Genomic DNA, 15,217 nt, shown 5'->3' on the forward strand with positions numbered 1-15,217 from the left:
TGGTCCGCGCCTCCGGTCCGCTACCCTCGCGACGTGAAGCGTCTCTCCCCCGGCCAGCGCTGGGTCATCGGTCTCGGCGCGTTCGCGCTCGTCTGCCTCGTCGTCGGCATCATCGCCATCGCCGTCGGGATCGGCAACGGCGCAGCCACCTGCGTCGACGCCGAGGACGACGGGTTGCAGTACGCGTGCCCCGGTGACACCAGCAGCATCCTGTGGGGCGGCGTCCTCGCCGTCATCGGGCTGCTCCACCTCGGACTCGCCGGGCTCGCGGGTGCACTCGTCTGGACCTCGACACCGACGATCGCTCCGAAGCCGGTCCGGCGACCCGCGCACCTGCCCGGCCAGACCCATCGGGTGTTCTCCTACGGCACGCTCCAGCAGCCCCTCGTGCAGGAGTCACTGTTCGGCGAGCATGTCCCGACCACCCCGGACTCCCTGCCCGGCTGGCGGCTCGACCGGGTGACGATCACCGACCCGGACGTCATCCGGACGAGCGGCTCGAACCAGCACCCGATCCTGCGCCGCGGTGCTCCTGACGACGTCGTCGACGGGGTGGCCCTGGCTCTCGGGTACGAGTGGCAGCTCCGCGCGGTAGACGGGTACGAGGTCGCCGACTACCAGCGCGTGCGGGTCACACTCGCCTCGGGTCGGACGGCCTGGGTCTACGTCGCCGCCGACGAAGCCTGAAGCGCGGCCGCTGCGGCCAGTCGCTCGAGCCCCTCGTCGATCGACACCGACGGGGTCCACCCGAGCTCCTGCCGGGTCCGCCGCTGGTCGAACCAGTGCGCGGTCGACAGCTGCTCGGCCAGGAACCGGGTCATCGGCGGCTCGTCCTCGCCCGGTCGGACGCGCCAGACAGTCTCGACCACGGACCCCGCTGCCCGGGCGACGGCAGCCGGCACGTGCCACTGCGGCGACCGGACGCCGGACGCCGTGCAGATGCCGGCGAGCAGGACGGCGACGGGTCGGGGCTCACCGTTCGTGACCACGTAGGCGTTGCCGTGCACGCCGTCGTCCGTGACTCGTTCGAGTGCCGCGACCATGGCCGTCGCGGCGTTGTCGACGTAGAGCGTGTCGATGAGCGCAGCGCCGGAGTCGAGCAGCGGGAGCCGTCCGGCTCGGGCACGCTCGACGATGCGTCCGACGAGCTGGGTGTCCCCCGGACCCCACACCAGGTGCGGCCGGATCGCCACGACGGCGAAGTCCGGGGCGTCGGCACCGAGTGCCAGCAGCTCCGCCGCGGCCTTGGTGCGGGCGTAGTCACCACGCGCACGGGACGGTTCGGCCGGACCGGCGTCGGCCCCGACGAGCGACGAACCGGTGTGCGCGACCGACGGCGACGACACGAAGACGAAGCGCGCGACGCCGGCGGCACGGGCGGCCGCCAGCAGTAAGCGGGTCCCCTCGACGTTGACCCGGGCGAAGTCGGCCGGGTCGCCGGCGAGCGACACCTTCGCGGCCAGGTGCACGACCGCCTCGACCCCGTCGACCGCGCGGGCGATCGCAGCGTCGTCCGTCATCGTCCCGGCGACGTCCTGCACGCCCGACACCCCGGAGGGACGGCGCTGGAAGGTCCGGACCTCGTGCCCGGCGTCCCGCACGGCTGCGGCGGTGGCCTGCCCGAGGAACCCGCTGGCCCCGGTGACCAGGACCTTCACGGGCACACCATCCTTCCGCCCGACAGCACCGAGCCGGCCCAGCGGGACAGCCGGGTGCGGTCGACCTTGGAGTTGTGCCGGATGTCGGTCGGCAGCACGGGCACGACGAGCACCGCGGCGAGTGGCACCCCGGCGGCGGCACGGACCGCTGCGGCGAGCGACGGCGACGCCAGCCCGGGCCGGCGCACGGCAGGGTCGGTCTCGACGACGGCCACCACCTGCTGGGTGCCGATCGGTCCGATGCCCGCGACCCCGGCACGTCCGACACCGTCGACGCCCTCGATCCGCTGCTCCGGCCCCACCGGCGTGACGACCCCGTCCGGGGTGGTTAGCACGTGCTGCAGCCGGCCCTCGACCCAGATCCGTCCCGCGCCGTCCAGGTGCCCGACGTCCCCGGTGCGGTGCCCACGCGGGTCGTCGACGCCGAGGCGCGAGACCCGGTCGGTGCGCCAGAGCCGGTCGTAGTGGTCGCGCACGTGTGGAGCCGCGACGACGATCTCGCCGGTGATCCCGGGCTCGTCCGTCAGGGCTCCGGTCGAGCGCCCGGAACCGTCGAGCGGTACGATGCGGACGCGGACGTTCGCTGCCGGCACCCCCACGCAGATCCCCTCGTCACCGGACCGGCCGGAGGCACGGACCCCGTCCAGGTCGACGTCCGTCATGAGCAGCCCCTCGGTCATGCCGTAGGGGGTGTGGGCGCTGGCGTTCGGCATCAGCTCGGTCGCCGCGGTGAGCAGCGCGGCCGAGACGGGAGCCCCGGCCGACAGGAACAGCCGCACGCCCCGCAGCGCCTGGCGGTCGGCGTCGGTGAGTTCCGACGCGGTCGCGACGACGTTCGCCAGGGCCGCCGGCGACAGGAACACCACGGTGGCGTCAGCCGCGGCGACCGAGGCCGCGACCGCCTTCGCCGTCAGGGTGCGCGGCGCGGTGACGTCCATGTCGGGCGCGACCGACCGCGCCCCGAGGGCCGGGCCGAGCAGCGCGAACGGTGCGAACCCGGCGACGAGGCCGGTGCCGACACCGACGTCGTACTGGGTGGCCAGGGCGTCCCGGACGGCACTGAGCTGCCCGTGCGTGTACACGACACCCTTCGCCGGCCCGGTCGATCCCGAGGTGAAGAGCACGGCCGCGGGCGCGTCCGGCGACGGGGCCGTCGGCAGCGCCGTGCCGTGCGCGAGACGGCGGGCGCCGCAGCGGGCGACGTCGACGAGCGTGTGCTCCACGCGCAGCGCCTTCCGGGCCGGCGCGGGCAACGTGACCGTCGCGATGCGTCGCCCCGGCCAGCCGAGGGCACGCGCGGCACCGAGCCCGGGCAGCGCGCCGATGATCCAGTCCGGTCGGGCTCCGCGGACGGCCCGGGTCAGGCCGCCGAGTCCGAGTCCGGCGTCCGCGACGACGACGACCGCCCCGATCCGCACGCAGGCGTACAGGACGGCGGTCAGGTCGGCGCCGGGGGTCACCAGCAGCGAGACACGGTCGCCGCTCCGGACGCCCAGGTCGTCGAGTCCTGCGGCGATCTCGTCGACCCGTCGGGCGAGCAGCCGCCACGTGATCGTGCGGGGGCCACCGGCGGCGGCCATCTCGACCAGCGCGGGTTCGTCGCTCTCGCGCAGTTCGTCGAGCCGCGCCCAGAGCGGCGGGGTCGCCTGTGCGGGCTGGCCCGGGTCCACGGCGTCGGACTGGAGGCCCGTGGGGGCCTGGGCAGGACGGCCACCGTCCGGCAGGCGGTCACCGAGCCAGTCGAACACCGCGCCCGCCACGTCGGCGTCATCAGGCAGCAGGTGCCCGGCGCCCTCGAACCGGTGGACGTCGGCGTGCGGCACGCGTTCGGTCAGGTCGTCCAGGTAGCGCTCGAGGAACACCGGGTCGCGCGGACCCCAGAGCAGGAGCACCGGCACGTCGAGCGCGGCGACCCCGGCGGCGATGCGGTCGAGTTCGGGTGCGCTCCGGTGACGGGCGTCGACGGGGATGTCCGCGACGAACCCGCCGATGCCACCGCGTCGGGCGGCACCGCGGTAGGGCGCCCGGTAGCCGTCGGCGACGGCCCGCTCGAGCTTCGGGTGCGCGATGGCCAGGGTGGTCTCGAGGAACGCCGGGGTCACGACCGTCGCGCGGCCGAGCATCCCCGGACCGAGGGCGAGTCGCAACGGTGCGGGGATCTGGGCGTCGTCGGGCTGGTGCACGGCCGTGTTGCACGTCATCGCGGCGGCCAGGACGTCCGGGTGGTCGACCGCCCAACCGAGCGACACCACGCCGCCCCAGTCGTGGCCGAGGGTGACGACCGGTTCGGTCAGCCCGAGTTCGTCGGTCAGCGCACCGAGGTCCGCGACGCGCTGCGCCAGTCCGCGCTCGACGCCGGTGCGCTCCGAGAAGCCCATGTCGAGCTGGTCGACCGCGACCACACGCCAGGCCGGGCCGCCGGCCTGGGCGACCTCGAGCGAGGTGCGGAGCACCGACCGCCACAGGTACGACCACGTCGGGTTGCCGTGCACGCAGAGGATCGTGCCGACCGGTTCCACGCCGAGCGCGGCCAGGGTCCCGGCCGTGTCGAGGAGGTGCCAGGTGCGCGCGGCGCGATCTGTGCCTCCCGTCCGATCTCCGGCCCACGCGGGGACCGTGACCAGACGCGACCAGGCCGGGTCGAGGCCGGGCAGGGAGGGCGGCTGCGTCGCCGGAGCCGTGCTCGCGGCGACGCGGGGCAGCCGGGACCTCACCAGTGGAGTTCCATCATCGCCGTGTTGATGCCGGAACCGACGCCCCCCAGGAACACACGGTCACCGCGACGGATGCCGCCGGAAGCGACCTCGTCTGCCAGGGTGATCGGGATCGACGCGGGGCCGACGTTGCCGAACCGCTGGTACGTGGTGGGGACCTTGTCGCGCGGGATGCCGATCGCCTCGACGAAGGCGTTGGTGTGCACGTCGGAGACCTGGTGCAGCACGTAGCGGTCCATGTCGGCCCAGTCGAAGTGGGCTCGGGCCTCGGTCCAGGCGGCGACGACGAGCTCCATGCCGCCCTTGAGCAGCATCTTCGCGTCCGTGAACATGCCGTCGACGCTGCCGACGCACAGGTCGTACCACTGGGTCGCCGCGCGGGTGACGCCGCCGACGATCCGGTGGCCTTCGGGGTGCAGGTCCGCCGGGCCGAGCACGGCCGCCGCGGCACCGGACCCGAGGGTCAGGCTGGCGAACTCGCTCATGAAGTCCTTGCGGTTCCGGCCGCCCTGGTTCAGACGGTCGATGGTGTTGAGCTGCACCTGGTCGGCGTCCTCGCCGTCGACGACGAGCGCGTACTTGATCTGCCCGGAGTCGATCATGCCCGCGGCGACGCTCATGGCGTTGACGAACCCCAGGCAGGCGTTCGCGATGTCGAAGTTGATGGCGGACGACGGCAGCCCGAGGCCGTGGTGCAGGCGGACGGCCACCGACGGTTCGAGGTGCGGGCGCGTCACCGAGGTGTTGATGAGCAGCCCGATCTCGTCCGGACGGACACCGGCTTCGGCCATGGCACGACGGCCGGCGTCGATCGCGGCGTCCTGGAAGGTCTGGCCCTCGCCCCAGTTGCGGCGCTCGATGACACCGGCGACGCGCTCGAGCAGTCCCATCGGCAGACGGAGCCGACGGAGGACCCCGCGGAGCTTGGCCTCGATGTCGGCCGAGGTCGTCACACGCTCCGCAGTGGTGGTCGCCACGGAGAGCAGTGAGACGTTCCGGTGCTTCGCCGTGGCGTTGCCGGGCTGCTCCGGTTCACTGCTCGATGCCTGGTCGACCGGCCGTTCCGTCATGATCGTCACCGACACATACTTCCGCATCTGGCCTGTGTGCGCGATCCGGATGCGCTGGACGGCCCTGGATCCAGGCAACGCATTGCATGTGAAATACATATTGCATACGATGGCTACCGACCACTTCGATCGGAGCCCCGAATGCCCCCGCTCAGCAAGTCCACCTCTGCCGCAGCCCTCCTGCTGGCCTTCGCGCCGTTGGCCGTGCCGGACATGGCCGCCGCGACGACCGTCACGACGGCACCCGCGCCGACCGAGGAGCGAGCCGACGCGTCCGTGGAGCCGGAGGCGCCGGGCGAGGCCGAGGCACCTGTCGACAGTGGTTCGCACGTCGAACCCGAGGCCCCCGCGGACACCGCGCCCCCGGTCGACGCCGACCCCGCCACGGAGCCGGAGCCGGAGCCGGCCCCGGCGCCGAGCACCGCGCCCGCCCCGACCCCCACGCCCGAGGCACAGCCCACGACCGACGAGGTCACGCCGAACGAGACGCCGATCAACGTCTACGTCCAGGGCGCGACGGACGCGATCGGCCAGCCGGGACAGCGGTTCGAGACGTCGATCTTCAACGTCAAGAACGCGAGTGGCTTCACGATCCCGAGCCGCTCGCTCGACTTCCACTGGACCATCACCGGCCCCGCGACCTTCACACGCGGACGACCGCCGTTCAGCGTGGCGAACTCCGGCACGGCGAACGTCGCGAACTGCACGTTCACGTCTCCCACGCAGACCGACTGCCTCGGAGCGAACCCCCAGCCGCTCAACACCGGAGGAGCGAACTACAACCACATCCGGGTGCCGGTCACCGTTGACGCTTCGGCGCTGCCGGGCGACGTCGTCACGGTGCACGGCTCGTTCGCCCCGAACGCCGCCACCGACTACGTCAACACGAACGAGCAGACGACATCGACGTGGAAGGTCACCATCCCGCTGACCTCCGCCGTCATCGACGAGCCGACCGCAGCCGTCGGACCGAAGCCGACCATCACCGGCCAGGGCGTCCCCGGCGGCACCGTCGACGTGACCGTCGGTGACCGGGCACCGGTGAACGTCCCCGTCGGCGACGACGGCACCTGGTCGCTCCCCGTCACCGAGGCGCTGTCAGACGGGTCGGTCACCGTCACCGCCGTGCAGCACCGCAACGGCTTCACCGCCGAACCCACCACGGCGACCCTCGACGTCGACGCCACCGCCCCCGACGTCCCGATCGTCGACGACCCCGGCACCCTCGCCGACCCGACCGGACCCATCACCGGCACCGCCGAGCCGGGCGCCATCGTCATCGTCCGCGACGAGGCCGGCAACGAACTCGGCCGCGACCGCGCGGACGAGGACGGTGACTTCTCCGTCCGTCTCGACGCACCGCTGCCCGAGGGTCCGACCGACCTCGTGGTCGTCGCCGCCGACGCGGTCGGCAACGAGTCCGGCCCGGCGACCGCGACCGCGGTCGTCCCGGACACCACCGCGCCCGATGCTCCGGTCGTCGAGCGCCAGGACCTCGCGACCCCGACCGGCCCGGTGGTCGGAACCGCCGAGCCCGGCTCCATCATCATCATCCGTGACCAGGACGGCAACGAGATCGGCCGGGGCGAAGCGAACGACGACGGCGACTTCTCGGTCGAGCTGGACGAGCCGCTGACGGAGGGCGACCACGGCCTGGAGGTCGTCGCACAGGACGACGCCGGCAACGAGTCGGCTCCCTCGCCCGTGACCGTCACCGCACCCGACGTCACCGCACCCGACGCACCGATCAGCACCACCCCCGAGTTCCTCGCCGACGGCACCGGCCCCTTCACCGGGTCAGCCGAACCCGGTTCGACGGTGATCGTGCGTGACGCCGACGGCAACGAACTCGGCCGTGCCGAGGCCCGCGACGACGGGCAGTTCACCATCGTGCTCGACGAGCCACTCGACGACGGCGCGCACGACCTCGAGCTCGTCGCGCAGGACGAGGCCGGCAACGTCTCGTCCCCGACGCCGGTCACGGTGGACGTGGACGACGACGCTCCGAACGCACCGATCGTCACCGGTCCGACCGACCTCGCTGACGGCAAGGGCCCCATCACCGGCACCGCCGAGCCCGGCTCGACGGTCATCATCCGTGACGAGGACGGCAACCAGATCGGCCGCGGTGAGGCCAACGACGACGGCGACTTCTCCATCGAGTTGGACGAGCCCCTCAACGACGGCGAGCACAACCTCGAACTGATCGCACAGGACGACGCCGGCAACATCTCGACCCCCACCCCGGTCACCATCGACGTCGACACCGAAGCACCCGACGCACCCGACGTCACCAGCCCGTCCGACCTGAGCGACGGCAAGGGACCGATCACGGGTACCGCGGAGCCGGGCTCGATCGTGATCATCCGTGACGAGGAGGGCAACGAGCTCGGCCGCGGTGAGGCCAACGACGACGGCGACTTCAGCATCAAGCTGGACGAACCGCTGACCGATGGCGAGCACAAGCTGGAACTCGTCGCCCAGGACGACGCCGGCAACACCTCCGAAGAGACGAAGACCACGGTCGCCGTCGACACGAAGGCACCGACCGCACCGTTGGTGACCAGCCCCAAGGACCTCGACAACGGCAAGGGCCCGATCAGCGGGACCGCCGAGCCGGGCTCGACCGTGATCATCCGCGACGAGGACGGCAACGAGCTCGGCCGCGGTGAGGCCAACGACGACGGCGACTTCTCCATCGAACTCGATGTGCCCCTCGACGACGGCGAGCACAAGCTCGAACTCGTCGCCCAGGACAAGGCCGGCAACACCTCCGAGGAAACGACGACCACGGTCGACGTCGACACCGAAGCACCGACAGCACCGGTCGTGACCAGCCCCAGCGATCTCGACAACGGCAAGGGCCCGATCAGCGGCACCGCCGAACCCGGCTCGACCGTGATCATCCGCGACGAGGAGGGCAACGAGATCGGCCGCGGGGAAGCCAACGACGACGGCGACTTCGCCATCGAGTTGGACGAGCCGCTCGACGACGGCGAGCACAAGCTCGAACTCGTCGCCGAAGACAAGGCCGGCAACGAATCTGGCCCGACCGACACCACGGTCGATGTCGACACCGAAGCCCCCATGGCCCCGGTCGTCACCAGCCCCTCTGACCTCGCTGACGGCAAGGGCCCCATCACCGGCACAGCGGAACCCGGCTCCACGGTCATCATCCGCGACGAGGACGGCAACGAGATCGGCCGCGGTGAGGCCAACGACGACGGCGACTTCTCCATCGAACTCGACGAGCCCCTCGACGACGGCGACCACAAGCTCGAACTCGTCGCCCAGGACAAGGCCGGTAACACCTCCGAAGAGACGAAGACCACGGTCGACGTCGACACCGAAGCACCGACAGCACCGGTCGTGACCAGCCCCAAGGACCTCGACAACGGCAAGGGCCCGATCAGCGGAACCGCCGAGCCCGGCTCGACCGTGATCATCCGCGACGAGGACGGCAACGAACTCGGCCGCGGCGAAGCCAACGACGACGGCGACTTCTCCATCGAGCTGGACGAACCGCTCGACGACGGCGAGCACAAGCTCGAACTCATCGCTGCAGACAAGGCCGGCAACACCTCCGAAGAGACGACGACCACCGTCGACATCGACACCAAAGCACCGGCAGCACCCGTCGTCACAAGCCCCAGCGATCTCGTTGACGGCAAGGGACCCATCACCGGCACCGCCGAGCCCGGCTCCACGGTCATCATCCGCGACGAGGACGGCAACGAGATCGGCCGCGGCGAAGCCAACGACGACGGCGACTTCTCGATCGAACTCGACGAGCCGCTGGACGACGGCGAGCACAAGCTCGAACTCATCGCCCAGGACGACGCCGGCAACGAGTCCAACCCGACCGACACCACGGTCGACGTCGACACCGAAGCTCCCACGGCACCAGTCGTCACCAGCCCGTCCGACCTCGCTGACGGCAAGGGCCCGATCAGCGGGACGGCGGAGCCGGGCTCGACCGTGATCATCCGCGACGAGGACGGTAACGAACTCGGCCGCGACACCGCGGACGAGAACGGCGACTTCGAGATCGTCCTCGACGAGCCGCTCACGGACGGGGCGCACGACCTCGAACTCATCGCCGAAGACAAGGCCGGCAACGAGTCCGACACGACGAAGACCACCGTCGACGTCGACACCGAGGCCCCGGCGGCACCCATCCTCGAGGCGTTCGACGAGATCGTCGACGGCACCGGCATCGTCCGGGGCTCCGCCGAGCCCGGCTCGACGGTCGTCATCCGCGACGCCGACGGCCGCGAGATCGGCCGTGGGACAGCGGACTCCGACGGGCGGTTCGCCTTCCGGACGACGGTTCCCCTGGAGCCGGGAGCCCACCTGCTGTCGGTCGTCGCCGTGGACCGCTTCGGTCACGTCTCACCGGGCTCGAGCATGCTCGTCACGCTCGTCCCCGAGAGCGAAGGCGATGACGATGGCGATGCCGAGAACGACCACGGGGCCGGAACGGGAATCGCGTTCCCGGTGATCGTGACCCCGGGCACGGGCACGCAGGTCGGCACGACCGACGACCGCTCCGCACCCGCTCCGGAAACCGACGGGACCCACACCACCGGCACCGCCACCACCAACCGTGAGCTCGCCTTCACCGGCGTCGAGTTCGGCGGCTGGCTCGCCGCCGCGCTGACCGCGCTCGGGCTCGGCGCCGTCCTGCGCCTGCTCGCGCGCCGACGCCAAGGCGACGTGCGCGGCGACTGAGCCCCGGACTGCGGACGGGAGGCCTGGATCACGTACCCGACGAGGGGACGCGATCCGGGCCTCCCGGCTGTCACGGCGCTGCAGCGCCCGAGCGCTCAGCCCTCGGTCTGCAACGGCTCCTTCGGCAGCTTCCGCACCTTCGCGCGCCGCTTGCGGCGCTCCGGGATCATCGACCGCATCTCCTCGAGCTTGCCGAAGCAGAGCAGACGGTCCCCCGGCTCGAGGGCGACGCCACTGCGCGGGTTCGGGATGACGTTCGAGCCGCGGTGCAGCGTGAGGACCGTGATGTCACGGTCCCAGAGCCCGGACTCCTTGATCGTCTTGCCGACCAGGTCGGCGTTGGTGTGCACGAGGAGCTCGGCGACGCCGTAGCCGGTCGAGACGGACAGCCGCTGGCGGACGTCGATCTCGGGGAACGCGACCTGGTTCGCGATGAAGTCGACGATCGCACCGGCGATGTCGAGGCCGGTGGCGCGCTCGACGCCCTCGAGCCCTGGCGAGGAGTTGACCTCCATCACGAGCGGCCCGTCGTTGCCCTCGAGCATGTCGACGCCGGCGACCTTGAGGCCCATGATCTGCGCCGAGCGCACGGCAACGGCCTCGTACTCGGGCGAGAGCGTGACCTTCTCGACGGTGCCGCCGCGGTGCACGTTCGAGCGGAACTCGTCACCTGACGCGGTCCGGCGCATCGCCGCCACGACCCGGTCACCGACGACCAGGGCCCGGATGTCACGACCGCGGCTCTCGGCGATGAACCGCTGGATCAGAACGTTCTGCTTGGTGGAGTGCAGGGTCTCGACGATCGACTCGGCCACCTTCGCCTCGGGTGCCAGGATCACACCGATGCCCTGCGTGCCCTCGAGGAGCTTGATGACGACGGGCGCGCCACCGACCCGTTCGATCGCCCCGCGCACGTCGTTGCGGCCGGCCACGAAGGTCGTCGCCGGCATGCCGATGTCGTGCCGCGACAGGATCTGGTTCGCCCGGAGCTTGTCGCGCGAGTTCGTGATGCCGTTCGCCGTGTTCGGCGTGTAGACGTCCATCTGCTCGAACTGGCGCACGACGGCGGTGCCGTAGTAGGTGATCGAGTTGCCGATGCGCGGCAGCACGGCGTCGTAGTCGCTCAGCAGCTTGCCGCGGTAGAGCAGGTCCGGATCATCGCCGGACAGGTCGATCGCGAAGCGCAGGGTGTTGAGCACCTTGACCTCGTGACCGCGGTCGAGTGCCGCTGCGCGGAGGCGCTGGGTCGAGTACGCCTGGGGCGCGCGCGACAGGATGGCGAGTTTCATCGAGGGGTTCTCCGCTGGGTCGGATCGACGGCGACGCTCCATCAAAGCATGCGGACGTGGCCACGGAGCATGCGACAGGATGGGCACATGGCCCGAGCTCCGAAGTCCTCCGACAGCGGGCTCGTCGTCGCCGGGTGGCGGGAGTGGGCGGGACTGCCGGACCTCGGCGTGCCGTGGATCAAGGTGAAGCTCGACACCGGCGCCCGGAGCTCCGCGTTGCACGCCTTCGACCTCGAGGAACTGCCCGGCGAGCGGGTCCGGTTCTCGCTGCACCCCTGGCAAGACACCGATGCCGACGCCTCCACCATCGAGTGCGACGTGCACGACCGCCGCATCGTCCGCAGCTCGACCGGGCACACCCAGGAGCGCATCGTCGTCCGCACGCGGATCGCGTTGGCCGGGCAGGTCGTCGAGTCCGAGGTCACCTTGAGCAACCGGGACCAGATGGGGTTCCGGATGCTCGTCGGTCGCGAAGCGCTCCGGCAGGGCTTCCTCGTCGATCCTGCACGGTCCTTCATGGCCGGGCGGGCCCCGAAGGAGATCCGGCGCCGCAACCGCGGTCGCGCCTGAGCGCGCCTGAGCGCTCCTCGTCACGCGGCACGCCGCCGTTGCGGTGACCGGGCGACGGCCTGGAGGCGCGGTGCGGGGCCGCCACGGGCCTCCCGTCCGCCTCGACGCGCGGCCAGGGCGCGGGCCCGGTCAGTGACCGAGGTTGCGGCCGAGGAAGGCGAGCTGCTGCGGCGCCAGGCGGCGCCAGTAGCCGTGCGTGTGGGCGCCGGGTGCGAAGCCGCCGGCCGGAGGCGTGTCGAAGCCGTCGACGTAGGTGTGCACCGCCGGCGCGAACCCGTCACCGTTGCCGCAGTCGACGCGGACGGCGACACCGTCCAGGGCGCGCTGCCGCCCGAGGACCGTGTTCGCGCGGAAGTCCGCGGCATCGTCGAAGGCGCCGCGGGCGGTGTCGGCGGCCGACTTCCAGAGCGCGGGGCTGATGGCCGAGACGGCCCGGACGCGCGAGGCGCCGAGGACTCCGCCGAGCCGGAGGGCGCCGAAGCCACCCATCGAGTAGCCGGTCAGGGCGAGGCGGTCCGTGTCGAAGCCGCGGCGGGTGATCAGGGGCAGGAACTCGTCGACGACCATCGCGGCGGGGTCGTCGCCGTCGGCACGCCGGTGCCAGTAGCGGTTGCCGCCGTCGATCGAGGCGATCGCGAACGGGGCTCCGCCGTCGGCGACGTGCGCTGCGAGGAACCGGTCGTAGCCCAGGCTCCGCCCGAAGAACGAGGTGTGGTCGTCGCCGTAGCCGTGCAGTGCGACCGCCACCGGCAAGGGGGTGTCGGACGCCGGAGCCGCGATCGTCCACCCGACGGTGCGGCCGTTCCGAGCGGTCGAGACGAAGGTGCCGGAGGCGGTGGGGACCGCCTCGACGTCGGGGACCGTGCCGTCGGCGCCGTCCAGACCGAGGACCCGGTACAGGGTCGAGCGTCCGGGCAGCAGGCCGAGGTTGATCCCCTCGGCCACGGCTCCCGCGGCGACGACGCCCGTGCCACCGATCAGCAGGGAGCGGCGGGTGATCGTGGCAGCACGCGATCGGGTCATGTGGTGGGCGCCGTTCCGTCTGGGGTGTGTTCCCGGATGAGGGACGCGGCGACGGACCGTGCCGTCGTCGTGTCGAGCGCGGGGTCGCGCAACCGCATCGCAAGGTAACCGGAGACGATGAGCAGCAGCTGGTCGGCGAGGACCTCGGCACCGGGACCGACCACCGGCACCGCCCGTGCCACGAGCCGCCGGCGCAGGGTGGTGGTCTCGAGGTCCAGGACCTGCCGGACCTCGGCGGGGGCGTCGGCGTACTCGGCGGCGGTGCCGAGGAAGGCGCACCAGCGGGAGCCCGTGGGCGTCGAGCGGTAGTCGTCGAGGGCGTCGAACACCGCCAGGAGTCGGCCCAGTTCGTCCCGTTCGGCGGCGACCGCACGGTCCCAGGTGGCGATCCAGTCCTCGTGACGACGGGTGAGGGCCGCGGCGACCAGGGACTCCTTGCTCGCGTAGCCGCGGTACAGGGTGGCCGTCGAGACCCCGGCCCGTTCGAGGACCGCGTCGATCGGGGTGGCGGCGATGCCCTGTGAGAAGAAGAGCTCCTCGGCGGCGTCGAGCAGCCGTTGCTCGGTCCCTGGGCGCATCACCATGAGAGCACCCTAGGCTCTGAAAAGTGAAACGATCGTTTTCGTTACGACATCGACTGCTCCTGGTGAGCGGACTCGGCCTGATCGCCGCCACCTACGGCCTGGTGCGCCTGGCGTACGGGCTGTTCCTGCCCGACGTGCAGCGGGACCTGGGGCTCCGGGCGGACGCCGCCGGGTGGGTCTCGTCGGGCGCCTCGGCGCTGTACTGCGTCGGTGCGGTGGCCGGTTTCCTGCTCGCCGCACGGATGCCCCGCGTGCTCGTCACGGTCGCGACCCTGGTGGCGGGAGCCGGTGCGATCGCCATGGCGACGGCCGGCGGGGCGCCGGCGTTCGGCATCAGCGCCGTGGTCGCGTCGGCGGGCGCCGGACTCGCGTCGCCCGCCCTCGTCCGGATCGTCGCGGCGCAGGTGCCCCAGGCGCTGCAGGGCCGCGCGCAGGCGATCGTGAACGCCGGCACCGGCCCCGGGCTGGTGGGCGCCGGCGTGCTCGCACTCGTGCTGCTGCCCGACTGGCGGACGGCCTGGGCGGTGTCCGGGGTGTTCGCCCTGGCCATCGGAGCGCTGGTGCTCGTGGTGTCCCGCGGCGGGACTGCCGCGTCCCGGTCACCGCTGCCCGGCGCTCCCTGGTTCGCGGCACACCGTGGGGTGCTCGTGCTGGCGCTGCTGTTCGGGGCGGGGTCCGCCGTCGTCTGGACCTACGGACGTTCGGCGCTGGTGGAGGCCGGCGCGTCGGTCGTCGTCTCGGTGTCGGCCTGGATCGCGCTCGGGATCGGCGGAGCGGCCGTCGTGGTCACCGCGCGTTGGACGAACGGACTGCGCGCCCGGACGCTCTGGGCGGTCACGGCGGGGTCGGTCGCCGTCGCCGTCGTGGTGCTGGGGGCAGCGCCGCAGTCGACGGTCGCGGCACTGCTGGCGTGTGCCGTGTTCGGCTGGGGCTACACGGCGGCGACCGGGGCGCTGATCGCGTGGACGACCGAGATCGATGCCGAGCGGTCGTCGGCGGGCACGTCGATGCTGTTCGTCGCACTCGTGCTCGGGCAGGCCGTCGGCGCTGCGGCTGCCGGAGCGCTCGTCGGCGCGATCGGGTTCGTCGCGACGTTCGTGGTCGGGGCTGGCGTGACCGCGGCGAGCGCCGTCCCCGCGGCGGCCCGTCGGCCGGGTGGGGTCCGCGCCGTCAGAGCAGCGGGCGGAGCTCGATCTTCCGGTTGCACGCCTGCGACGCCTGGTGCGCCACCCGGGCCGCCGTCTCGGCGTCCGGGAGGTCCATGACCCAGAACCCGGCGACGTACTCGTCGGGGTCGGGCCGGTTCGTCGTGTCGGCCGCGCCCCCGCGGGCGTCGACCACGGTGGCGTCTGCCGGTGCGGAGACCCCGGCGGCGAACACGATCGCGTCGGCCATCCGTTGGTTGAAGGCGTCGACCGCGGCGGCTTCGGCGTCGGTCGCGGAGTACGTGTTGCCGACGGCGGCGGCCTGGCCGTCGTCGATGACGTTGACGAGGAACTGCATGGCGTCTCCCCTGCTCGTTGGCGGGAGGCTACTCCTGCCGTGCACCGACGGACGCGTTCGGCGTGAAGCTGCTGT

At 72.2% G+C, this 15,217-nt stretch carries 11 protein-coding genes; 4 read left to right on the plus strand and 7 right to left on the minus strand.

Annotated elements, in window-relative coordinates; translation table 11 throughout:
• The first annotated feature begins 33 nt into the window (after nt 1-33).
• The gene (locus HQQ79_RS14555; protein WP_367948106.1) at nt 34-687 is read left to right on the plus strand and encodes a gamma-glutamylcyclotransferase family protein; all 654 of its coding nucleotides are present in this window, start codon (nt 34-36) and stop codon (nt 685-687) included.
• Here HQQ79_RS14555 and HQQ79_RS14560 read toward each other — a convergent pair.
• From HQQ79_RS14560 to HQQ79_RS14570, 3 genes are read right to left on the minus strand one after another with little or no spacing between them, the layout of a single operon-like run.
• Nucleotides 663-1,658 carry an NAD-dependent epimerase/dehydratase family protein gene (locus HQQ79_RS14560; protein WP_173035153.1) on the minus strand — a complete coding sequence of 332 codons (996 nt, stop codon included), beginning with the start codon at nt 1,656-1,658 and terminating at the stop codon, nt 663-665. The genes HQQ79_RS14555 and HQQ79_RS14560 overlap by 25 nt on opposite strands.
• Entirely contained in the window at nt 1,655-4,372 is a 2,718-nt protein-coding gene (locus HQQ79_RS14565) for an alpha/beta fold hydrolase (protein WP_367948107.1), read from the minus strand. The genes HQQ79_RS14560 and HQQ79_RS14565 overlap by 4 nt, the downstream gene beginning before the upstream one ends.
• Entirely contained in the window at nt 4,369-5,442 is a 1,074-nt protein-coding gene (locus HQQ79_RS14570) for a 3-oxoacyl-ACP synthase III (RefSeq protein ID WP_042537701.1), read from the minus strand. Before HQQ79_RS14570 ends, HQQ79_RS14565 begins: the two co-directional genes overlap by 4 nt.
• Nucleotides 5,443-5,583: 141 nt before the next feature.
• On the opposite strand from HQQ79_RS14570, the gene HQQ79_RS14575 reads away from it, so the two are divergent.
• Entirely contained in the window at nt 5,584-10,173 is a 4,590-nt protein-coding gene (locus HQQ79_RS14575) for an Ig-like domain-containing protein (RefSeq protein ID WP_173035155.1), read from the plus strand.
• Between the two features lie 95 nt (nt 10,174-10,268).
• On the opposite strand, the gene HQQ79_RS14580 is transcribed toward HQQ79_RS14575, so the two are convergent.
• Entirely contained in the window at nt 10,269-11,462 is a 1,194-nt protein-coding gene (locus tag HQQ79_RS14580; protein WP_027465990.1) for a RimK family alpha-L-glutamate ligase, read from the minus strand.
• Nucleotides 11,463-11,549: 87 nt separating this feature from the next.
• On the opposite strand from HQQ79_RS14580, the gene HQQ79_RS14585 reads away from it, so the two are divergent.
• Nucleotides 11,550-12,032: a RimK/LysX family protein gene (locus HQQ79_RS14585; RefSeq protein WP_027465989.1), complete on the plus strand. Its 483-nt coding sequence runs from the start codon at nt 11,550-11,552 to the stop codon at nt 12,030-12,032.
• 129 nt (nt 12,033-12,161) lie between these two features.
• Here the strand turns inward: HQQ79_RS14585 and HQQ79_RS14590 are convergent, their stop codons facing one another.
• Nucleotides 12,162-13,055: an alpha/beta hydrolase family protein gene (locus tag HQQ79_RS14590; RefSeq protein WP_173035158.1), complete on the minus strand. Its 894-nt coding sequence runs from the start codon at nt 13,053-13,055 to the stop codon at nt 12,162-12,164.
• Nucleotides 13,052-13,639, minus strand: coding sequence for a TetR/AcrR family transcriptional regulator (locus tag HQQ79_RS14595; RefSeq protein ID WP_173035160.1), 588 nt, complete (start codon nt 13,637-13,639; stop codon nt 13,052-13,054). Before HQQ79_RS14595 ends, HQQ79_RS14590 begins: the two co-directional genes overlap by 4 nt.
• A gap of 62 nt (nt 13,640-13,701) precedes the next feature.
• Here HQQ79_RS14595 and HQQ79_RS14600 point away from each other — a divergent pair, with 62 nt between their 5' ends.
• Nucleotides 13,702-14,904 carry an MFS transporter gene (locus tag HQQ79_RS14600; protein ID WP_216852523.1) on the plus strand — a complete coding sequence of 401 codons (1,203 nt, stop codon included), beginning with the start codon at nt 13,702-13,704 and terminating at the stop codon, nt 14,902-14,904.
• Here HQQ79_RS14600 and HQQ79_RS14605 read toward each other — a convergent pair.
• Nucleotides 14,810-15,142: a YciI family protein gene (locus HQQ79_RS14605; RefSeq protein ID WP_173035164.1), complete on the minus strand. Its 333-nt coding sequence runs from the start codon at nt 15,140-15,142 to the stop codon at nt 14,810-14,812. The two genes, HQQ79_RS14600 and HQQ79_RS14605, sit on opposite strands and share 95 nt — an antisense overlap.
• Nucleotides 15,143-15,217 lie beyond the last annotated feature (75 nt).

It is taken from the genome of Curtobacterium sp. VKM Ac-2852 (assembly GCF_013205045.1).
Classification (GTDB): Bacteria; Actinomycetota; Actinomycetes; order Actinomycetales; family Microbacteriaceae; genus Curtobacterium; species Curtobacterium flaccumfaciens.

Bases quoted from the DNA above. Each gene is read 5' to 3' on its own strand.
- HQQ79_RS14570 (WP_042537701.1), bottom strand. From the start codon at position 5,442: ATGACGGAACGGCCGGTCGACCAGGCATCGAGCAGTGAACCGGAGCAG.
- HQQ79_RS14575 (WP_173035155.1), top strand. From the start codon at position 5,584: ATGCCCCCGCTCAGCAAGTCCACCTCTGCCGCAGCCCTCCTGCTGGCC.
- HQQ79_RS14580 (WP_027465990.1), bottom strand. From the start codon at position 11,462: ATGAAACTCGCCATCCTGTCGCGCGCGCCCCAGGCGTACTCGACCCAG.
- HQQ79_RS14585 (WP_027465989.1), top strand. From the start codon at position 11,550: ATGGCCCGAGCTCCGAAGTCCTCCGACAGCGGGCTCGTCGTCGCCGGG.
- HQQ79_RS14590 (WP_173035158.1), bottom strand. From the start codon at position 13,055: ATGACCCGATCGCGTGCTGCCACGATCACCCGCCGCTCCCTGCTGATC.
- HQQ79_RS14595 (WP_173035160.1), bottom strand. From the start codon at position 13,639: ATGGTGATGCGCCCAGGGACCGAGCAACGGCTGCTCGACGCCGCCGAG.
- HQQ79_RS14605 (WP_173035164.1), bottom strand. From the start codon at position 15,142: ATGCAGTTCCTCGTCAACGTCATCGACGACGGCCAGGCCGCCGCCGTC.